Source organism: Sphingobacterium sp. WOUb80, assembly GCF_050058145.1.
Classification (GTDB): domain Bacteria; phylum Bacteroidota; class Bacteroidia; order Sphingobacteriales; family Sphingobacteriaceae; genus Sphingobacterium.
This window is the reverse complement of the sequence record NZ_CP165617.1, coordinates 4014768-4034414: the sequence shown is the minus strand read 5'-3', so window position 1 is coordinate 4034414 and position 19647 is coordinate 4014768. Positions and strand designations below refer to the sequence as shown.

Sequence of the window (19647 nt, the reverse complement as noted above, 5' to 3'; positions counted from 1 at the left end):
AGAATAGATAGTATATTAATTGTTATTATTGTTTGTTTAATACTAGGTAGTTGCAAGTCTATGAAGACTAGTCAACTAGATAATTATGGTGGTTTGCTTCAAGTTGAGCAGAAACCGGAAGGATCGTCCCGTAGAACTAAACCTTTTTATACCGATCGAGGAGCATGGATTGGCTTTGGAATTCATGAAGATAAGCAGGTAACAGGTTTCTGTGGCCCTTTTGATTTAGATGCTCGTTCTTGGCTGAGTAATGCGATCATTCAAATAAGGACCACTTCAATGAAAGAGAAGGAAGAGTTTTCTTTGACTCGTGACAGTAGCTGTTATTACCCTGATCGATTATGGATGCGTTTAAGAAACCAAGATATGGAAGTGGAGCAGACAATAAAACTGGTGTCATCTACCACAGCAATTCTTCATGTGCGCAATAAATCTTCGAAAATCCTCTGGGCCTGTGGTGAACTCAGTAGAGGAATATGGAATCTGGATGGTAATACATTGTGGAGCAAACTGCCTACAGGGGAGCTTTTAATCTTAGCTTTTAAGGATCGTTTAAAAATTTATTCTGATCAGAGTAAATATGAAGTCTGTTTGGATAAAGGGGATGCCGATATTGTCCTTGCTCATTATGCAAACCCCATCGACTTAAAGAAGGCAATATCGGACGCAAATGTCGCACTTCAGCATATAAAACAATTGAGCGGGCAACACACAGATCGCTGGACCAAATATATCATGACAAATATCCGTCCGGAATTAACGATGAAAGAGCATCGTATTATGGTAAAAAGTATGATTACGCTGATGAGCAATTGGCGAAGTGCAAAAAAAGAGCTGAAACACGATGGAGTTGTACCTTCCCATGTTGCGGATTACTTCGTTGGTTTTTGGGCCTGGGATTCATGGAAACACGCTGTGGCACTTGCACATATCGATCCAACGCTAGCAAAAAACCAAGTGCGTGCAATGTTTGACTTTCAAGATAGTGTAGGGATGATTGCCGACTGTATTTATACAGATCACCGGGAGAATAACTACCGCGACTCGAAACCTCCGTTAGCCGCATGGGCTGTCAATGAAATTTATGAAGCTGATCATGATCTTACTTTTGTTAGGGAGATGTACGATAAGCTTATTAAATATCATAATTGGTGGTTCCAATATCGCGATCATAATAAAAATGGTATCTGTGAATATGGAGCTACAGACGGTACATTAGAGGCAGCAAAATGGGAAAGCGGCATGGACAATGCGATCCGCTATGATAGTACAGAAATGCTTTATAACCGGGAAGGAGCGTGGAGTATGAACCAGGAATCTGTGGAATTACATGCTTACCTTGAGTTGGAACGCCGATATTTAGCACGTTTTTCAGCACTTCTGCATGTCCCATTTGGTCAAAGCGGAAAACCTTACCCAGCCATGGACTACTTTTTTAATAAGGAGAAAGGGTATTATTTTGATCGCAAACTAGATGGGGAGTTTATTGTCTGTTTTGGCCCCGAAGGATGGTCTCCATTGTGGACAGGGCTGGCTGATGCACAACAAGCTCAGGCTGTAATTCATGTGATGCAAGATTCTGCGAAATTTGCATCATTTATCCCTTTTCCTACTGCGGCCCTGGACAATCCTAAATTTATGGACCGTGGATACTGGCGGGGACCCATCTGGTTTGACCAAGTCTATTTTGCTATTTCCGGATTAAGGAAATATGGGTATGAAGAAGAGGCGGATATGTACACAAAACAGGTTTTCGAACGGCTTGATGGGCTGTCCACGAATGAACCAATTCATGAAAATTATGAGGCTCGTACAGGTAAGCGACTAAAAGCACCGCACTTTAGTTGGTCTGCGGCACATCTTTTTATGTTATATAAAGAATTAAAAACTACTTCACAAAGAAAATAAGACGTCAAATCTCACAAATCGTTCGCTTTTTGTGGGATCTGTCGTTTTTTAGCCATCCTTTTTGATCTCGTTTAAAAACCCGCTTCAATAGGTGGAAAATTCAATTTTTGTGTATTGGATGTAAGATTTATGCAATTGGCAATTGAACGTCTTGTTTGCTATTAACTTTTCTTATTTTTGTAACTATGGTCTATTTGTATGCGAAAGCGGTTCATATTATCTTTGTAATCTGTTGGATGTCGGGTCTCTTTTATATGCCTCGACTTTTTATATATCATACGGAAGCTAAGGATAAGAGTCAGGAAGCTTTTGATGTTTTGCATAAAGAATTCAGTAAGATGGAAAAATTATTGTGGTGGGTTATTACTACTCCTGCAATGTACATCACAGTTTTTTCCGCACTAGTTATGTTATGCTACTCCCCTGGTTTATTATCCATGGGCTGGATGCATGTAAAACTGACATTCGTTCTGGGAATGATTATCTATCATTTTACCTGTCAGAAGATCATGTTCAAATTAAGTCGTAAAGAATCCAAATTAACTTCAACAAATCTCCGTTTGTTTAATGAAGTTGCGACAGTTTTATTATTCGCAATTGTTTTTACTGTTGTCTTAAAATCAGCCCTGAACTGGATTTTTGGTGTTTTGGGGCTCTTAATTTTATCTATCGCTTTAATGATGGCCGTAAAACTTTATAAGAAGTACCGGAACAAGAAAGCATAACAAAATGTTAAATTCTCTGTTTTCTTAATCCTTTTATATTCTTTGTAGTCGAACGATTATAAATTGAAGAGGATTATGTACAGAAAAATTTTGGTTATGGTCTTGTTGCTCGTTGTCGCAACAGCTGGATTTGCACAGCGATATAGGCCTGTCGGCGGAGCTCTAAATATCTATTCTACAGATGCTCCTTTTTTTCTTTATATCAATAACGTTTTGTACAATAATAGAGCTTCTGCGGATCTCCGTGTGGCCAATTTGACAAGTCCACGTTATGATTTACGGATCGTATTTGCTGATCGTCAGCGGCGTACGCTCAATGGAAGCGGTGTTCAGCTTGTTAATCGAAATGGACAATATATGGATGTTGTATTTTCTGTCAGCAGCAGACGTGGAAATAGAGGAATTATTTTAGAATCTATGAATCCTATTGGACGTTATAATAAGGACAATTATCGGCAAGATTTACCCTATAATAACCGGGATGGATCGGATAATGTACAGGGGAACGACGATGAATATCGACAATCAGGAGATCGTGAGATTTATCGCAACCGTGCAGAAAACGACAGCGGATATCTGGAGAATGAGGATAACAATCAATTTGACAGTAATCAGATGAATAAAACAGATTCCAATCGATTAAACGATTTGTTGAATCAGAAAGAAAATGATCAAGATCGACTCGCAATAGCCGCTCAGGAGTTAAAAGATATGCGGCTTCGTGTTTCCGAAATTGTCGATTTAATGGAATTGTTTATACGGGATGATAATAAGCTCACCTTTGCAAAATATGCTTATCCGACTTGTGTAGATAAGCAAAATTATGAGAAAGTAGGGGATGCTTTATCATTTAGTTCAACACGGGAAAAATTAATGGATTTTCTAAAAAAATAAAAGGAGCATTCGCTCCTTTTATTCTCCACCGAAGCAGATATATTTTAACTCCATATATTCATCCAAGCCATGTTTCGATCCCTCTCGACCGACACCTGATTGTTTTACCCCACCAAAAGGTGCGGCTGCGTTTGAAATAAGACCTGTATTGACACCTACCATACCGGCTTCAAGTTGTTCAGCAACCCGAAAACAGCGATTTACATTTGTACTATAAAAATAGGAGGCCAGACCAAATTCGGTGTTGTTGGCCATTGCTATCCCATCTTCTTCTGTTTTGAAACTGAAAAGGGCACAGATTGGGCCAAAGGTCTCTTCCCGGAATATAAGTGCTTCTTTGGGAATGTTGGTCAGAACAGTAGGCTGGAAGAACAGGCCTTTGATTAACTTACCTCCTGTAGCCAATTCTGCGCCGTGATTTAAGGCATCTTGTACATGATGTTGTACTTTTTCTAATCCTTTTGCATTGATGAGCGGACCGACCTGAACACCTTTATCAAGCCCATTGCCAACTTTCAGTTTACTAACGGCCTGTGTAAGTTTCATCGCAAACTCATCATAAACATCTTCTTGAACTAGAAATCTATTAATAGATACACATGTCTGCCCGGAGTTTCTAAACTTGCCGGCGAGAGCACCTTCTACAGCAGTGTCAATATCGGCATCATTAAAAACTAGGAATGGGGCATTACCACCGAGCTCCATAGATACTTTTTTGATGTTTGAGGCTGACTGTTCAATAAGTGTTTTCCCTACTTCGGTTGAACCTGTAAAGGACAATTTTCTGACTAGATCATTCGTTGCTAGTTCCTTTCCGATACCAGCGCTGTCTTTTCCCGTAATGACATTAAACACACCCTTAGGTACGCCTGCATCTTCCGCTAGTTTGGCTAATGCAATAGCAGAAAATGGGGTTTGGGAGGCTGGTTTTAGAACAACAGTACAGCCTGCGACCAATGCTGGAGCGACTTTTCTGGTAATCATGGCTAAAGGGAAATTCCATGGCGTGATTGCAGCTACGACGCCAACACCTTGTCTAATTGTCAGCATTCTATTTCCCTTTTTAAGAGAAGGTATCGTTTCTCCATAAGCTCTTTTTCCTTCCTCCGAAAACCATTCTATGAAGGAACTGCCGTAATCAACCTCAACTTTAGATTCGTTCAAAGGCTTACCACTTTCTAAGGTCATGATCTCTGCAAGATCATCTTTATGTTGTTGAATAAGATCGTACCATTTACGGACGATGTTGCAACGTTCCGTTACCGTTATGTTTTTCCAGCTTCTCCAAGCTTTGTCCGCAGCAATTATAGCCTTCGTACAATCAATTACTTTTAGATCGGGCAACGAAGCAATAACTTTTCCTGTTGCAGGATTTACCACGTCAAAAGTATGTTTTGATGTAATAAATTTCCCATTGATATAGGCACTGTCAATTAAAAGTGTATTTTTCATCGATGTAAATTTAATGGTCACAAATAAAATTTGAAGTTTGCTAAACTTCACCTTCATATGATTGTTGCCTTGTTAAATGAATCTTTGTCGCTCAGACTTCGTCGGTATGGCACAAGATTCATTCTTTCCAAACCATCGATAACGGTTTTTGGCAAAGTAATCGTAAAGTGCATCTCTCCACTTGAGTGGTAAGATCTTGAATAAATAGCATGCAGTGTAAGGGAAGCCCAATTGATTACAGATCTTGAGAACAGCTTCACTTTTGATATAGCAACCTGCTGAAGAGAAGTAAACGATGGAGTCAATGTTTTTGGGAATATTTGTTAGCGCACGCTGTGCTAATTCAGATTGCAAGGAACTAAATAAGAATTTCTTTTTGCGATCTATCCTTAATAGTATTTGAACAAAGCGATTACAAATCAAGCAATCACCATCGAAAAAGATGATATGTCTTCCTTGTTGTTCCATAGTATAAAGTTACTTCTATTTATTGAAAGTACTGCCATTGCAAGATCATAAAAAGAGAACAATTGTTACTATGAGGGAAGCTTGTTCAGCTATAGTCCAAAGAAAAAGCGGTGTTTTTTTGACACCGCTTTTTTGAAAGTTTTTATAGATTTTTCATGATTGTATGCCCCATACGATCCCTTTTAGTTTTTAAATATTCTTCGTTAAAAGGATTTGCAGTTATTTCAATGGGCACATTTTCTACGATTTCAAGACCATAGCCAACTAAGCCTGCTCGTTTTGTTGGGTTATTTGACATCAGGCGCATCTTGGTGACACCAAGATTTCTAAGAATCTGGGCTCCTACACCGTAGTCTCTTAAATCAGCCTTGAATCCTAATTGCACATTGGCATCTACCGTATCCAAGCCGCTCTCTTGTAATTTGTAAGCATGTAGCTTATTGATCAGTCCGATACCGCGACCTTCTTGATTCATATAGACAATAACACCTTTGCCTTCTTGCTGGATCATTTCCATTGCTTTGTGCAATTGAGGGCCACAGTCACAACGGCAAGAACCAAAAATATCACCTGTAACACAAGAGCTGTGCACCCGTACTAAAATAGGCTCATCTTCATTCCACTCTCCCTTGTAAAGCGCTAAATGTTGTTCGCCAGTGTCCTTTTGTGTAAAGGCTTTCATTTTAAAATCACCAAATTGCGTTGGCATATTAACAGTGACTTCTTCATTGATTAAAGAATCGTGCTTAAGACGATATTCAATGAGATCTTCAATACTAATGATCTTTAAATCAAATTTTTTAGCAACTTCCATTAGTTCCGGAAGTCTGGCCATTTCACCATCTTCTTTTAGAATTTCAACCAATACACCCGCTGGTTCAAATCCTGCTAATCGAGCAAGGTCAACTGTAGCTTCAGTGTGTCCTGTACGACGTAATACGCCACCATCTTTTGCTATTAGCGGGAAAATATGTCCTGGTCTACCTAATTCTTCATAATGAATATTAGGATCGATCATTGCTTTAATTGTTTTTGAGCGATCTGATGCAGAAATTCCAGTTGTACAGCCATATCCCTGCAGGTCAATGGAAACTGTAAAGTTCGTTTCATATACTGCGGTATTTTGTCCCACCATTAAATCGAGGTGTAAAGCATCTGCTCTTTCTTTGGTAATTGGTGCGCATACTAATCCACGGCCGTGGGTTGCCATAAAGTTGATGATTTCGGGAGTCGCATTGCGGGCAGCAGTGACAAAATCTCCTTCATTTTCGCGATCTTCGTCATCCACGACGATTACTACTTTTCCTGCTTGTATATCAGCGATCGCTTCTTCGATCGTGTTTAATTTGAAATCCATTTATTGATATATTGTAATTGGTACAAAGTTAGTGTAGAATCTAAATTTATTTATAATAGCGTTGTCACAATCTAATGTGACTCTTTTAATTTATTCTTTTTTGCAAGCTTTTCCTTAATCCATTTCCAAGCGGCTTCTACTTTTAATTTATATTGATCAATATCAAATAAGGCGGAATCTGTTGTTGACTTGTATGTTAGAAAAGCGGCCAATGGTGTTAAGACAATAATAGCCATCCACATGCCTACGGCTGATGATATGGCACCATCTTTAGCCGTTTTTTCTGCTACTGTCGAGATAATATGGTAGATCAAAAAGAAAATAATGGCCATAACAACAGGAAGACCGAGGCCGCCCTTTCTGATGATGGCTCCTAGCGGTGCTCCTATAGCAAATAATAAAAGACAGGAGACAGCTAGGGTAAATTTGCGATGCCATTCAATACGATAGCGAATATCTTTCGATTTGTAATCTTTAAACTCAAGTGTACGGCCATTTAGATCTTCTTTTAAATAATTAAGCTGGTTTAACGCATTCATCGTGATCTGAGAACGCTGCTCCTGGGGTACCAGGTCTGTGAGCAAATTTTTAAAAGGCTTGATTTTAGCTTCTTTGACTTTTGGCTGTCCGGGTTGATTGGCACTAAAATATTTCGAATAGATATTATATCGGGTATCTAATGTACGGGTGATTGCTTTGCCCATACTGTCTATTTTGATATGGTTGGAGTCGATGTACATATCCAACTGTTTCAAATTTAACATGGCATGATGGCTCTTGAAAAGATTTTCATCTGTTTTGCCCTGTTGGAAACTGCCCATATCAAATTTTTGTTCCGTTTCCTTGAACTTAAATCGGGTAAATTGCTGACGTGGGTCGTAGGTTTTGGAGTTTTTTGTCCGAGCTTCCTCATAACGTATACCATCCTTAAGTTTTAGGATCATATAATTGTTGTCTGGGGAGTTATAGATATAGCCCTCTTTAGCTATAAGCACATTGTTGGCCGTATTGCCACCACGATGGTCATAGATCATCAGGTCGTAAAGAATTGTTCCTTCTTTGTTTTTTCCTTTGGCGCGAATGGAGTAACCTGGAATAGTATTGTTAAAGATTCCGGGCTTAATCAGGAAATCCGCCTTTTTATTACGGACATCTGTAAGTAAGGTTCCCATTTTCAAATTCACGACGGGAAGAATATAGTCAGAGAATAGGAAAGAACTTGTTGCGAAGATGGCAACGAGGACAAATAGTGGAGTCATCGCTTTGCGCAGAGATACCCCAGCCGCCTTGATCGCAACCAATTCATAGCTTTCACCCAGATTTCCGAAAGTCATAATGGAAGAGAGAAGCATGGATAAAGGCATTGCCATCTGAATTTGAACAACGCACTGATAACCAATTAACTCCATGATTGTATACCATTCAAATCCTTTGCCAATCAAATCATCAATGTATTTGAATAGGAAAAGCATTAATAAGACAAACATCACAATAAAGAATGTGACAATGAATGGTTTTATGAAAGCTTGAAGAATAAGTAAATGAACTTTTTTCATCCGTGACGCAAAGCAAATTGATGCCTTTACATTAAAGCATCTTCCAGAGAAGAAGCTCCTATAGGAGCCCTTCCTAGAAATATATTGCAAAGATAGGCTTTTTTATGCACCTATAACACTTTGAAGATAGACTATTGAATTTTTCCAAATTAATTTTCTATTTTCAAGGTCTTCTTCTTTAGCGTAATCTGTTATTTTAAGAGCAACATCATTCGTTAGCTCGTCTTGATCGATCTCCAGATCGAAATAATAGGGATCGTCATCGAGCCATTTAAAGCGTACAGATTTATTTTCTCTCGATGCCACAATTTTTGCTCGATGAGGTTCATCATCCCAAATGAAAGTATAAACGGTGTCTTTATAGTTTACATCATCTGCAAACCATTGCGCCAATTCGTTTGGTTCTTGCAAATACGGAAATAAAATTCTAGGTGAAGAGTTGATGATATATTCTAGATGGAATTTTATTTTATCTGCCATATAAATGTTTTTTTAAATTTTAGTTTGTTTAAATCAAAAATAAGCTATATTTGCATTCCCAAAATGGCGGGGTAGCTCAGATGGTTAGAGCGTTGGATTCATAACCCAAAGGTCGGCAGTTCGATTCTGCTCCCCGCTACAAATCTCTTCCAAAATTGCTTTTTACTGCATCAACTTATTATTTGTAATAATACATATTTATTTTGTTATTGCAAGTTTTTTTGTGAAAAGTTGCCCCGTTTTTTGATAAATATCTTGTTTTTAGTTTCACCAACTTTTTTGGCTTTATATTCTGTTTTTTGGCAATAAATTTACTTAGTTAAAAATGAGTTTGTTGCGTTTAGCAAAGGGTTTTAAAGTGACATAATTAGTAAAAAAATAAAAAAATCTTTTGAATTGACGCATGAAGTGGTATATTTGCATACCGAAACGGCGGGGTAGCTCAGATGGTTAGAGCGTTGGATTCATAACCCAAAGGTCGGCAGTTCGATTCTGCTCCCCGCTACTAAAAGCATCAGTCTGTTAAGACTGGTGCTTTTTTTATGATTGAATGTATTTCCTTTTTACCGCAATACCTTTTTTTCGCCGTTGACAAGAGTACATCGATCTTTGTATTGTTTCCTGGGTAAATATTTTAATGAATGAATATAAGATCTATACTGACCCTATTTTGCTATTTTATCTGCTATCATGTTTTGGCACAACAGGCAATAACAAGCCATGTCATCACACATCAACGTAAGACTATTGTCTGTGATGCACAAAAAGGTGAGAATTCCTATCCAGCCTGGGGCGTGTTTCCAAAAGATAACGATCGCATAAGAAAGATAACCATGTTTGTCACATTAGGGAGTCCAGATAGTTTACGCACGGCGCATTGGGATTATTTGGATCATATTATACTGCGTCGTAAAGGAGGTAAGGATGGACCTGCGCTAAATTATGAATTAGGAAGAATGCTTACGCCATATGGTAGCATCTACAATAAAGGTTGGAGTTGGAAGTGGCAAGTCGATGTAACTGATTTTGCTCCTTTTCTACGGGATAGTGTGGAAATTGTCTATACCCATTCTGGTTTTGAGGACAAAACTGTCGGTTGGGCGCTTACCGTGGATTTTGAAATTTTGTCAGGCCCACCAGTTGTTACACCCCTTGGTATCACACCCCTTTGGAATAAAGCTTATAAATATGGAAATGCCAACGAGAAGATCGAGGAGCATTTGTTGCCGATAACATATACCTTGAATCCGGGAGCTGCATTGAGCAGAATACGTATTCAGCATACAGGACACGGTATGGATAAACCGCGTGGCTGTAGCGAATTCTGTAGCCGATGGCGCGAACTAACGTTAGATGGAAAGACAGTGGATCGGCGTGATATGTGGAAGAAATGCGGTGGTAATCCCCTTTATCCACAAGGTGGTACCTGGGTACATGATCGCGCATATTGGTGCCCTGGAGATTTGCAGCAACCTGATTTTATTGATGTATTTACCAAGGTTGGTACGCATAAAGTTGCCCTGCAGATGGAACCCTATACGGCGACAGATAATGTACAGGCTGTCGAAAATATATCTGCTTATCTGTTTCAATATTCAGCACCCAAAGAAAAAGTAGATGTTGCAGTAGAGTCAATAATGGTTCCAAGTGATGAACAGCGTTTTTCTAGATTAAATCCGGCGAGTGCTGGCCCAAGGATCTCTTTTAGAAATTTGGGTTCTGATCCGATTCGATCCTTAACCATTGTTTATGGAACAAATGGATTTCCATCCAAAACTTTTCATTGGAAAGGTAATCTTTCTTTTAATCAAGTTGCCGAAGTGATCTTGCCTGGTGAAATAGCTGAAAAGGATGGCAAGAATGTGTTTTCGGTATCACTTTTAAAACCTAATGGCAAGACCGATGCATGGTCCGCAGATAATAAGGCACAAAGTGTCTTTTCAGCTCCACAAAAATTCCCGACTGATTTTGTTTTAGAGTTTCTTACGAACAATAAACCTGCAGATAACCATATCTTTCTGGTCGATGCAAAGCAGGATACAGTTTTTCGCAAAAATGCATCGCAATTGACTGCCGCAACGATTTATAGAGATACTTTACACCTGACGGAGGGGAATTATTCGCTCTCCCTAATTGATACGGCCGGAAATGGACTGCAATTTTGGGCGCAGCCCGAAAATGGCGATGGCCATCTACGTATTTTTGATCTGAAAGGTAACCTTATCCATAGTTTTGAAAGTGACTGTGGCAATGGTGAAATGTTCAGCTTCAACGCGAAGCGTGGATTTGAGCTAGACACGACTTCGGCACAGTATGCATTTTCACTTTATCCTAGATCGGTTGTCGATAAGACTCAGTTAAGCGTAGTGTCTAATAAAAAAAGTGAGATGACTGTGCTGATTATGGTCGATGGTGTATTGTGGCAAAAGCACGTATACAAATCCATCCAGCAGGCTGTCCTGAACTATGATCTGAATGACTTACCTTCGGGAAGAATAATCGTTGAAGTTTTCATGGATGGTGTTAGCCAATTTAAAGGACGAATAAATAAGAGATAACAGAATAGAAGCTTGAATACATTTTGTGCTCAGATTTTTAAAGATCTAGAAAAAAAGCTCCACCAGTGGAGCTTTTTTTTCTAGATTGTTAATTGTCTTCGTAAGCTAGGCTTTTCCAATCCTCTTTCTGTAAGTATTTTAACATTAAAAAGAACACGACCCAACCGAGTCCGGCTAAGACCCAAATTAAAGTTTCATAATGGAAGATTGTTTTATGTAAATAGCCCAAAATCCCCAATAGCCCTAATATCAGTAGATTTGTTACTGTTTTTGAGTTGGATTGATTTGCTTTTGAAAATGGATAATTTTTAACAAGGAAAAGCATAACTAGAATGCTTTCTATGCCACCGATTGCAGATGACAATAATAGATCATTAAGAGAAGAGATCCCAAATAGGGGTATGCAGATACAAAGAAACAGGATATTGAATGGCAAAACATATTTAATAAGACATGCTTTAAGAACGCCAGTCATTAATTGCCCCGGTTTTTGTATAGGTGTTATGTGGTATATCCAGGCGGCTTTATATTTATTACTTTGGGTAATAAGGTGAAAGACGGTTAATATCGTGAGTAAAGAAAGATAAAACATAACGATATACAGGCCTGAATCCCTGAGTTTTAGTATTTTTCCGGTCATGGGAAGATCATCTCCTGCACGTAGAAATAGAAAAACAAAGTAAATAGGCAGATAGGCCAATGAGGGATAAAGCTGCTGTTTAAATTCTCTTGTTTTCGAACTTATAAGCCACACAATACTAAATCCGGCCTCTTCAACCGGAGATGAACATACTTTTGCAGCAAACTTTTTATATAAAGGCAATTTGATTGTATTATCCCGGGGTATCGGCGGAGTATCGTTCGGAAGGTTATCGGCACTTGCGAGCGCAGCTATTTTGGCATTAAATCCTCGTGAAAATAGTTTGCTACAAGCATAGATGCCTCCAAGAGGAGCTAATATACCTAGTGCTGATAAGACGATAATTGGCAAACTGCTGTCCCCAAAGATCAGCGGCTGAAAAGATGCGATCCATGTGCTTGGGAATAGCCAAAGGAATCGAAGCTGTTCCATGGTTAAATGTGATTCTACAATAGATTGGATCAAATTTGGACCGACATAATAGGAGAGGAAAAGAACCAGCGAGAGACCGATCTGTATATAAGTAATAACATCTTTAAACTTTTGTATGGGGAGATATTTGATGCTAATCAGATAAAATCCATTGACAAATATTAGCGCGATTAATGTACTTAGTATAAGCTGTAAGCATAAAATAAGGACAGCGCCTATATCCCAGTCGAATGCGACATAGATAAGTACCGGCAAAGTTAAAGCTATGACTTGATTAAAGAGCTTAATTGCAATAAAAGTAATTCGAGAAATAGCTAAGGTCTTATCATCGACCGGTCTTTGCATAATGATATATTGATCCCGCGTATCTAACAGTATAGGAGAAAAATCGGAAACCAACGTAATGCTCAGCATGCTGATAAAACTTAGTAGCATAATCGAAACGGACAAGTATCTATCTGGAATTGATAAAATAATGACCATGAATATCAAGCCGAATATGAGATATAATACAAATTGTAAAATGGAGGAGGAAGAAGAGGATTTGCCTGAGTTGCGCTTCCGGAAGCTAATAGGTTTTCTATTTTCTAAAGTCATTTTCGTTTCTAAAATGACCTTAAATTGTTCATAGTTAATTCCTAAACTTTTCCAGATGCCACGGAAAAGAAGAATAAACCGTAAGATGAATTTTTCCATGTTATTGTATTGCTGTAATGATATTTGAAGCATCTAACGCGCTACTGTCATTATTGGTTAATTTCGCAAATATATGTTCTAACGATTCGTTGGGGTCGGATTTTAATTCCTCAATAGTACCATCGGCAATAATACTTCCCTGGCTTATCAGTAAAATTCGATCGGAGACCTTTTCAACAACGTCCATCATATGCGAGCAATAGAAAATTGTCTTTCCTTCCTTTGCAAGCAAAGAAATGAGTTCCTTAACAAATATAACCGCATTGGCATCAAGGCCAGATAGTGGTTCGTCCAGAATGATAATTTGGGGATTGTGTATAATACCTGAAATAAGAAGTACTTTTTGGCGCATTCCTTTGGAGAAGGTATCCATTCTATTATTTGCATTGGGTTCAAGACCGAAGGCACCCAATAACTTTAGTGAGCGTTCCTGAATGATTTTGTCTTCCATTCCGTACAGCTTACCTACAAAATCTAAATATTCGATAGGAGTCAGGACTTCATACAACTCAGCATTTTCAGGGACATAGCCCAGCAATGCCTTCACCGCAAGTGGATCTTTTTGAATATTGATGCCCTTAATCTCTACAGTACCCGTGAAATCTTCGATCAGCCCTGTTAGTATTTTAACAGTAGTGGACTTGCCGGCGCCATTTGGGCCTATATATCCGATGACTTGGCCTGGGAATATATCTAAATTGATTCCTCTTAATATTTCCTTTGTTCCGTATGATTTTTTTAGGTCAACAATACGAATGAGGGGTAATATACTTTCCATATAATTATAATCTTCAAAGTAAACTTACATAAAAATCTGGAGTTATTAGTTTATAATTGAATGGTACATAGATTGAATATCTGAAAAAAGTCTAATTGATTACCTAATAGAAAAGGGACCTTTTGGTCCCTTTTTTCGCAATATTTATTTTTGGAAAACTACCTGTCATTTTTTGGATATCCTTCTTCATCGAGGTCATCTCTCAAATCTTCTTCATTCTCGGCCAATTTCTTATCTAATGGCGAGAGCTTTTCATGGCTAAAAGTCTCGATTCGCATATTTGCATCATCAAGATCGTCCTCTTCGAGTTCATCTTGAGTTGCATATTCGTCTCCGACAAAAGGATTTGAATCGTCATAGGTTGAATCGTCATCGACAGCGCCTTCAGCTATTGTATCGTAATCAGCGGGGTGATCATAGTCTGGATCATTGTCATCGACGTCCATTTCATAACTGTCAAGCTCTTCATTAAAAGCAAGGTCCTGTTCCATATCAGGATAATCTTCTTCGACTTTCCCATTTTTACGTTCTTTTTTCGACATAATCCTGCTAATTTTTATTCATATGTAAAACAGTTCTCAAAATAAAAAGTTTTGGATTTATTTGTCAAAACGATTACTCCTGCTGTATTAGACGATTCGATTAGAAATCTGAGGGCTTATTTGAAAAATAAAAACACAAAAAAATGATCGAAGTACCCAAACAATGTAATTGTATCTTTGTTCTATTTTAAAATAGGAATTATGATCTTCAAGCGTTTAAATTATCAGACTTTACAGAGTTTACGCCTACAAGGCTACAATATTTTATTGACCATCGGGCGCGCTGAAGATGAGAATCCAATTTATTTCCCCATGAAATTAGAGTCTTTGAATGCTGACCGTTCAAAATTTGATAGTAATGATACTGCTACCTTTCAAGGGAAGAAGATTCTTATATTAGACGACGCTATTCAACGTTCTTTAAATCATGATCTTAATGGTATAATCCAACTTGACAATTAGGCACTATTTTTAGATTTTTTATAAGAGCTGGGTGTAATATTCCTCTTTTTCTTATAGAAATTGGTCAGGTGACTTTCATCGTTGAACCCTAGCTCCTCTACAATTTGTCTCATGCTGTATCTATTCGAAGCTAATCTGTCTTCAATTAGTTCAATACGAATATCATCTATGTAGATTTTGTAGCTTTTTGAATATCTTTTCTTAAAAAATGCACCAAAATAATTTGCCGATATCTGAAACTGATCTGCGATAGATTTTATTTGCAGTTTATCGGGAAAATAAATATTCTGTTGGATGTATTGCTCGATCTCTTGAGACATTTCAGAAGACTCGTTAATAGATAGCTCCAGATCCTTCAATATATTTTCGATTAAAGCGAAAAGGGACATTGTCTGGTGAAAAACAAAGCTAGAAACCACTGCTTCCTCATGTTCATATTGTTGAATCAGGGAAATTACGCGTTCAATTATTTTTTTATTTTCCTTTTTTAGTGAAAGACTTTTATTTAATAAAGTCTTTGAATGAAAGATATCGACTGGGTTGTGGGACAATCTAAAATTTTGCTGTATATAGTGGAGGTCTTTAAAATAGGAACTGGAGAAATAAAGTGCGGATACAATTGAATCTTTTTTTGTTTCAAGTATTTCGGAATCTCTGTTCATAAAAAGCAGATTTTCTTTCGGGAATTTTAAATTATTTCCCTTCGAGACGAGTGTTCCTTCGGAAATATAAACTAGCGCAAAATCAAAGCCCGCTTTGGCTAGTTCTATTTTTTGTTTGTGCTTGATTTTTTGAGAAGCGATAGATAAATTCATACGTATGAGCCTATTTGAGAAATAATCATTACAAACCTAAGCAAAATGGATCAAAGGCTTTGCTTTTTCCCTCCTAAATATTGTTACATTATATTATATATAAACTATTTGTTACCAGAATATCTACTAGGTGCTTTTTGCATTTCTGGTCATCTTTTCAATATTATCCCATTGATCGTCGGGAATAATATCCAGCCCATTGAACTCTCCAGCTCCTTTAAGCCACTCGCCGCCATCTATTGTGATAACGTCACCGTTAATATAACTGGCATAATCGGATACCAGATAGGCCGCGAGGTTAGTCAGTTCCTCCAGTTTGCCCAAGCGGCCCAAGGGGATACGTTTGGTAGGTGAGAGAAGTTCGCCTAGCTCGCCCGGGAGCAGACGCTCCATGGCACCTGAGGTTTGAAATGGACCAGGGGCTATCGCATTGAGGCGTATTCCTTTTTTACCCCATTCTACTGCGAGAGATCTAGTGAGTGCAAGAACACCAGCTTTAGCTGTCGCAGAGGGCACCACATAGCCTGAGCCGGTCCAGGCATAGGTTGTTACGATACTAAGTATCGCCTTATTCTGCTCGTTGGCTTCAATCCAGCGTTTGCCCAGCGCCAGGGTATAGTTTATGCTACCTTGGAGAACAATACCAATCACAGATTCGAAGGCTCTGTGACTTAAACGTTCTGTTGGCGAGATAAAATTTCCGGCTGCATTGTTGATGAGGACATCTATTCCACCCAAGTGCTCATAGCCATAGGAAACTATCCGTTCGACATCTTCATAATTGCGGACATCCCCAGCAACGGCAAGACATTGTGCTTGATGTTTTTCGGACAATTCGTTTGCTGTATGTTGGATAACGTCATCTTTACGACTTGTGATCAGACAGGATGCTCCAAGCTCGAGGAAATAATCTGTCATCGCTTTTCCTAGGCCAGTGCCGCCACCTGTAATTAAAATGCGTTTTCCTTTTAATGCGTTTTCCTTTAACATGCCCATATGTTATCCAGTTTTTATGTATCCTTAAGTTACACAAATTTGGAATAAAATGAAAGGCGCGGTGAAGCGTGGGAAAATAGCTTGGAAATAGTTGGTGGGGAGATATAAACAAAAACAGGAGCTATTCGGTGAATAGCTCCTGTTTTAAAATTTCCATTCTGAATAGAATGGTTGTAAACTTATGCGCCTAATTGTACGCGTTTGAAAGCAGTTACAGTTAATCCTTTGGAAACTGAATCCAAGAATTGAGCGATGTTTTTAGAAGAATCTTTTACGAATTCTTGGTTTAACAAAGTTGTATCTTTGAAGAATTTGTTCAATTTACCTTGAGCGATTTTCTCCGCCATTTCAGCAGGTTTGCCTTCAGCAATGATTTGCTCTTTAGCAATAGCGATTTCACGCTCGATTGTGTTTTGATCAACACCATCTTTGTCAATTGCAATTGGGTTCATTGCAGCAATTTGCATTGCTACATCTTTACCAGCTTCTTCAGCGCCAGCTGCATCAGCAGAAAGACCTACTAATACACCTAAACGATAGTTACCGTGGATATAAGCGATAACTTTTTCAGCAGTGATAGTTTCGTATTTAGAAACGTCAATTTTCTCACCAATTACACCAGTTTGCTCGATTAAAGAATCAGCGATGTTTTTTCCATCAAGTTCCAAACCTTTTAATTCTTCCAAAGAAGCAGGTTTATTGTTTAATGCAAGATCTGCAATTTTTTCAGCGAAAGCTACGAAGTCTGCGTTTTTAGCTACGAAGTCAGTTTCACAGTTAACTTCAACTACGATACCTGATTTACCATCAGCAGTAGCTTTAGCGATGATAACACCTTCGTTAGAGTCGCGATCTTGACGGCTAGCAGCTACTTTAGCGCCTTTTTTACGCAAGTAATCTACAGCAGCTTCAAAGTCACCATTAGACTCAACTAAAGCTTTTTTACAATCCATCATACCAGCGCCAGTTTGTTGACGCAATTTGTTTACATCTGATGCAGAAATTTGTACTGACATGTTTATTTCTTTTTATTATTATTTACGACTGAAATTTGTACAATATTAACTTAAAACATGTTAAGCTAATATGAAGTTTAACATTCCTTGATAAACGAGTGTTGTTAAACCAAAAAACCGGACAGAGAGGCTAGCTCAAGAAAAGTAAACTTTTCCAGAAACTAACGCTACGCCATCCGGTTTGGAATAAAAATATTATTCTCCGTCTTTCGCTTTGCGAGGACGTTTAGCTTCTGAAGCTTCTCCATTGTCAGCTTTTGCTTTAGCAGCAGCAGCATCTTTTTCAGCTTCTTCTTCTTTGTCGCGTTTGCGCTCGTCCAAACCTTCTTGGATTGCTTGACCAATGATACCTGCGATTAAGCTAATCGATTTGCTAGCGTCATCATTTGCAGGGATTGGGAAATCAATGTTTGAAGGGTCAGAGTTTGTATCTACCATTGCAAAAGTAGGGATGTTCAATTTCATTGCTTCAGAAACAGCGATGTGTTCTTTTTTCACATCGATGATGAATAAAGCTGCTGGTAAACGGTTCAAATCAGCGATACCTCCTAAAAGGTTTTCTAATTTGATACGTTCACGTTGAATCATCAATTTCTCTTTTTTAGACAATACATCGTATGTACCATCTTTTTGCATTTTGTCAATGTTAGACATTTTTTTGATAGACTTACGCACTGTAGCGAAGTTTGTAAGCATACCTCCTAACCAGCGCTCAGTCACGAAAGGCATGTTAACCTCTTTTGCTTGTTGTGCGATGATCTCTTTTGCTTGTTTTTTCGTAGCTACGAATAAAACTTTGCGACCTGATTTTACGATTTGTTTGATAGCTGAAGCAGCTTCTTCTAATTTCGTAAGAGTTTTGTTCAAGTCAATGATGTGGATACCGTTGCGCTCCATGAAAATGTACTTAGCCATTTTCGGATCCCATTTACGTGTAAGGTGACCAAAGTGCACACCTGCATCCAATAAATCTTGATAAGTAGTTCTTGCCATTTTTTGATCCTCCTTTGATTAACGTTTACTGAATTGGAATCTTCTACGAGCTTTACGACGTCCTGGTTTCTTACGCTCAACCATACGGTCATCACGTGTTACTAAACCTTTAGCGCGTAATGCAGGTTTAACTTCTGGGTTAAGCTCAACCAAAGCTTTTGAGATCGCTAAGCGAACAGCTTCTGCTTGACCTTTAACACCACCTCCGTTAACGTTTACTTTTACATCAAAGTTTGCTAATTCACCAGCTACGTTCAATGACTGTGTAGCGATGTATTGCAAAGGTAATGTTGGGAAATACTCTTTGTAGTCTTTACCGTTTATGATAATGTTTCCGCTACCAGCAGTTAAGTAAATGCGGGCAACAGCAGTTTTTCTTCTTCCTGAAGTGTTAGTTGTTGACATGTCGATTCTCCTTAAAATTTAACTGGTTTTGGATTTTGTGCTTCATGCTTGTGCTCAGTACCAGCATAAACGTAAAGGTTTTTAAACAATTGACGGCCTAAACGGTTTTTAGGAAGCATACCACGAACAGCTTTTTCAATAATGCGCTCCGGGAATTTAGCCATTAACTCTTTTGGAGAAACAAAACGTTGACCACCTGGGTATCCAGTGTAGCGAACGTAAACTTTGTCGCCCAATTTGTTTCCTGTCAATTTGATTTTGTCCGCATTGATAACAATCACGTTATCTCCGCAGTCTACGTGAGGGGTGAATGTAGGCTTATGCTTACCACGAATTACTTTCGCGATGTTGCTCGCCAAGCGCCCCAAAATCTCTCCTTCAGCGTCAACAACGATCCACTCTTTGTTAACGGTGTTCTTGTTGGCAGAGACAGTTTTGTAACTTAACGTATTCACTTGCTTTTGTTTAAATAAT

Annotated in this window: 19 protein-coding genes and 2 tRNA genes; 7 read left to right on the top strand and 14 right to left on the bottom strand. The window is 38.5% G+C overall.

Annotated elements, in window-relative coordinates; all coding sequences use genetic code 11:
• Window positions 1–60 precede the first annotated feature (60 nt).
• The 3 genes from AB1Z56_RS16945 to AB1Z56_RS16935 all read left to right on the top strand — a co-directional run bounded on the left by AB1Z56_RS16945 (window position 61) and on the right by AB1Z56_RS16935 (window position 3527).
• The gene (locus AB1Z56_RS16945; protein WP_426789711.1) at window positions 61–1908 is read left to right on the top strand and encodes an MGH1-like glycoside hydrolase domain-containing protein; all 1848 of its coding nucleotides are present in this window, start codon (window positions 61–63) and stop codon (window positions 1906–1908) included.
• A gap of 185 nt (window positions 1909–2093) precedes the next feature.
• Window positions 2094–2633 (top strand): CopD family protein, encoded by a 540-nt coding sequence (locus tag AB1Z56_RS16940; RefSeq protein WP_309367130.1) that lies wholly within the window; start codon window positions 2094–2096, stop codon window positions 2631–2633.
• A gap of 75 nt (window positions 2634–2708) precedes the next feature.
• Window positions 2709–3527 carry a DUF4476 domain-containing protein gene (locus AB1Z56_RS16935; RefSeq protein WP_309367129.1) on the top strand — a complete coding sequence of 273 codons (819 nt, stop codon included), beginning with the start codon at window positions 2709–2711 and terminating at the stop codon, window positions 3525–3527.
• Between the two features lie 18 nt (window positions 3528–3545).
• Here AB1Z56_RS16935 and AB1Z56_RS16930 read toward each other — a convergent pair whose 3' ends face one another.
• The 5 genes from AB1Z56_RS16930 to AB1Z56_RS16910 all read right to left on the bottom strand — a co-directional run bounded on the left by AB1Z56_RS16930 (window position 3546) and on the right by AB1Z56_RS16910 (window position 8840).
• On the bottom strand, window positions 3546–4979 hold the full coding sequence (locus AB1Z56_RS16930; RefSeq protein WP_309367128.1) for an NAD-dependent succinate-semialdehyde dehydrogenase: 1434 nt from the start codon (window positions 4977–4979) through the stop codon (window positions 3546–3548).
• A 72-nt stretch (window positions 4980–5051) separates the two neighbouring features.
• Complete coding sequence (locus AB1Z56_RS16925; protein ID WP_309367127.1) at window positions 5052–5447, bottom strand: thiol-disulfide oxidoreductase DCC family protein; 396 nt, start codon at window positions 5445–5447, stop codon at window positions 5052–5054.
• Window positions 5448–5589: 142 nt separating this feature from the next.
• Window positions 5590–6804, bottom strand: a complete 1215-nt coding sequence (locus tag AB1Z56_RS16920; RefSeq protein WP_309367126.1) for a bifunctional 3,4-dihydroxy-2-butanone-4-phosphate synthase/GTP cyclohydrolase II — start codon at window positions 6802–6804, stop codon at window positions 5590–5592.
• 71 nt (window positions 6805–6875) lie between these two features.
• On the bottom strand, window positions 6876–8360 hold the full coding sequence (locus AB1Z56_RS16915; protein ID WP_309367125.1) for an LptF/LptG family permease: 1485 nt from the start codon (window positions 8358–8360) through the stop codon (window positions 6876–6878).
• 102 nt (window positions 8361–8462) lie between these two features.
• Complete coding sequence (locus AB1Z56_RS16910) at window positions 8463–8840, bottom strand: START-like domain-containing protein (protein ID WP_309367124.1); 378 nt, start codon at window positions 8838–8840, stop codon at window positions 8463–8465.
• Window positions 8841–8905: 65 nt separating this feature from the next.
• On the opposite strand from AB1Z56_RS16910, the gene AB1Z56_RS16905 reads away from it, so the two are divergent.
• The 3 genes from AB1Z56_RS16905 to AB1Z56_RS16895 all read left to right on the top strand — a co-directional run bounded on the left by AB1Z56_RS16905 (window position 8906) and on the right by AB1Z56_RS16895 (window position 11398).
• Window positions 8906–8979: transfer RNA gene (locus tag AB1Z56_RS16905), tRNA-Met, on the top strand.
• Between the two features lie 292 nt (window positions 8980–9271).
• Window positions 9272–9345, top strand: a tRNA-Met gene (locus AB1Z56_RS16900).
• Between the two features lie 136 nt (window positions 9346–9481).
• Window positions 9482–11398, top strand: coding sequence for a peptide-N-glycosidase F-related protein (locus tag AB1Z56_RS16895; protein ID WP_426789710.1), 1917 nt, complete (start codon window positions 9482–9484; stop codon window positions 11396–11398).
• An 88-nt stretch (window positions 11399–11486) separates the two neighbouring features.
• Here the strand turns inward: AB1Z56_RS16895 and AB1Z56_RS16890 are convergent, their stop codons facing one another.
• The 3 genes from AB1Z56_RS16890 to AB1Z56_RS16880 all read right to left on the bottom strand — a co-directional run bounded on the left by AB1Z56_RS16890 (window position 11487) and on the right by AB1Z56_RS16880 (window position 14486).
• Window positions 11487–13166: a hypothetical protein gene (locus tag AB1Z56_RS16890; protein ID WP_426789709.1), complete on the bottom strand. Its 1680-nt coding sequence runs from the start codon at window positions 13164–13166 to the stop codon at window positions 11487–11489.
• Between the two features lies 1 nt (window position 13167).
• A complete protein-coding gene (locus tag AB1Z56_RS16885) occupies window positions 13168–13944 on the bottom strand; it encodes an ABC transporter ATP-binding protein (protein ID WP_426789708.1) in 777 nt (258 codons plus the stop codon).
• Window positions 13945–14102: 158 nt separating this feature from the next.
• Window positions 14103–14486: a hypothetical protein gene (locus AB1Z56_RS16880; protein WP_426789707.1), complete on the bottom strand. Its 384-nt coding sequence runs from the start codon at window positions 14484–14486 to the stop codon at window positions 14103–14105.
• A gap of 201 nt (window positions 14487–14687) precedes the next feature.
• On the opposite strand from AB1Z56_RS16880, the gene AB1Z56_RS16875 reads away from it, so the two are divergent.
• A complete protein-coding gene (locus AB1Z56_RS16875; protein WP_309367119.1) occupies window positions 14688–14948 on the top strand; it encodes a hypothetical protein in 261 nt (86 codons plus the stop codon).
• Here AB1Z56_RS16875 and AB1Z56_RS16870 read toward each other — a convergent pair.
• From AB1Z56_RS16870 to rplM, 6 genes are all read right to left on the bottom strand, one after another.
• Window positions 14945–15763, bottom strand: a complete 819-nt coding sequence (locus tag AB1Z56_RS16870; RefSeq protein WP_426789706.1) for a helix-turn-helix domain-containing protein — start codon at window positions 15761–15763, stop codon at window positions 14945–14947. The two genes, AB1Z56_RS16875 and AB1Z56_RS16870, sit on opposite strands and share 4 nt — an antisense overlap.
• 126 nt (window positions 15764–15889) lie before the next feature.
• The gene (locus AB1Z56_RS16865; protein ID WP_309367174.1) at window positions 15890–16753 is read right to left on the bottom strand and encodes an SDR family oxidoreductase; all 864 of its coding nucleotides are present in this window, start codon (window positions 16751–16753) and stop codon (window positions 15890–15892) included.
• A gap of 185 nt (window positions 16754–16938) precedes the next feature.
• Window positions 16939–17775, bottom strand: a complete 837-nt coding sequence (gene tsf, locus AB1Z56_RS16860; protein ID WP_075994150.1) for a translation elongation factor Ts — start codon at window positions 17773–17775, stop codon at window positions 16939–16941.
• A 195-nt stretch (window positions 17776–17970) separates the two neighbouring features.
• Window positions 17971–18768 (bottom strand): 30S ribosomal protein S2, encoded by a 798-nt coding sequence (rpsB, locus tag AB1Z56_RS16855; protein ID WP_075994149.1) that lies wholly within the window; start codon window positions 18766–18768, stop codon window positions 17971–17973.
• An 18-nt stretch (window positions 18769–18786) separates the two neighbouring features.
• Window positions 18787–19173 (bottom strand): 30S ribosomal protein S9, encoded by a 387-nt coding sequence (rpsI, locus tag AB1Z56_RS16850; RefSeq protein WP_309367117.1) that lies wholly within the window; start codon window positions 19171–19173, stop codon window positions 18787–18789.
• An 11-nt stretch (window positions 19174–19184) separates the two neighbouring features.
• Window positions 19185–19628, bottom strand: a complete 444-nt coding sequence (gene rplM, locus AB1Z56_RS16845; protein ID WP_046671993.1) for a 50S ribosomal protein L13 — start codon at window positions 19626–19628, stop codon at window positions 19185–19187.
• Window positions 19629–19647 lie beyond the last annotated feature (19 nt).

Coding starts and splice junctions, on each gene's coding strand:
- AB1Z56_RS16885 (WP_426789708.1), bottom strand. CDS start 13,944: ATGGAAAGTATATTACCCCTCATTCGTATTGTTGACCTAAAAAAATCA.
- AB1Z56_RS16890 (WP_426789709.1), bottom strand. CDS start 13,166: ATGGAAAAATTCATCTTACGGTTTATTCTTCTTTTCCGTGGCATCTGG.
- AB1Z56_RS16935 (WP_309367129.1), top strand. CDS start 2,709: ATGTACAGAAAAATTTTGGTTATGGTCTTGTTGCTCGTTGTCGCAACA.
- AB1Z56_RS16920 (WP_309367126.1), bottom strand. CDS start 6,804: ATGGATTTCAAATTAAACACGATCGAAGAAGCGATCGCTGATATACAA.
- AB1Z56_RS16865 (WP_309367174.1), bottom strand. CDS start 16,753: ATGTTAAAGGAAAACGCATTAAAAGGAAAACGCATTTTAATTACAGGT.
- AB1Z56_RS16875 (WP_309367119.1), top strand. CDS start 14,688: ATGATCTTCAAGCGTTTAAATTATCAGACTTTACAGAGTTTACGCCTA.
- AB1Z56_RS16940 (WP_309367130.1), top strand. CDS start 2,094: ATGGTCTATTTGTATGCGAAAGCGGTTCATATTATCTTTGTAATCTGT.
- tsf (WP_075994150.1), bottom strand. CDS start 17,775: ATGTCAGTACAAATTTCTGCATCAGATGTAAACAAATTGCGTCAACAA.
- AB1Z56_RS16930 (WP_309367128.1), bottom strand. CDS start 4,979: ATGAAAAATACACTTTTAATTGACAGTGCCTATATCAATGGGAAATTT.
- AB1Z56_RS16895 (WP_426789710.1), top strand. CDS start 9,482: ATGAATATAAGATCTATACTGACCCTATTTTGCTATTTTATCTGCTAT.
- AB1Z56_RS16910 (WP_309367124.1), bottom strand. CDS start 8,840: ATGGCAGATAAAATAAAATTCCATCTAGAATATATCATCAACTCTTCA.
- rpsB (WP_075994149.1), bottom strand. CDS start 18,768: ATGGCAAGAACTACTTATCAAGATTTATTGGATGCAGGTGTGCACTTT.
- rpsI (WP_309367117.1), bottom strand. CDS start 19,173: ATGTCAACAACTAACACTTCAGGAAGAAGAAAAACTGCTGTTGCCCGC.
- AB1Z56_RS16880 (WP_426789707.1), bottom strand. CDS start 14,486: ATGTCGAAAAAAGAACGTAAAAATGGGAAAGTCGAAGAAGATTATCCT.
- AB1Z56_RS16925 (WP_309367127.1), bottom strand. CDS start 5,447: ATGGAACAACAAGGAAGACATATCATCTTTTTCGATGGTGATTGCTTG.
- AB1Z56_RS16915 (WP_309367125.1), bottom strand. CDS start 8,360: ATGAAAAAAGTTCATTTACTTATTCTTCAAGCTTTCATAAAACCATTC.
- AB1Z56_RS16870 (WP_426789706.1), bottom strand. CDS start 15,763: ATGAATTTATCTATCGCTTCTCAAAAAATCAAGCACAAACAAAAAATA.
- AB1Z56_RS16945 (WP_426789711.1), top strand. CDS start 61: ATGAAGACTAGTCAACTAGATAATTATGGTGGTTTGCTTCAAGTTGAG.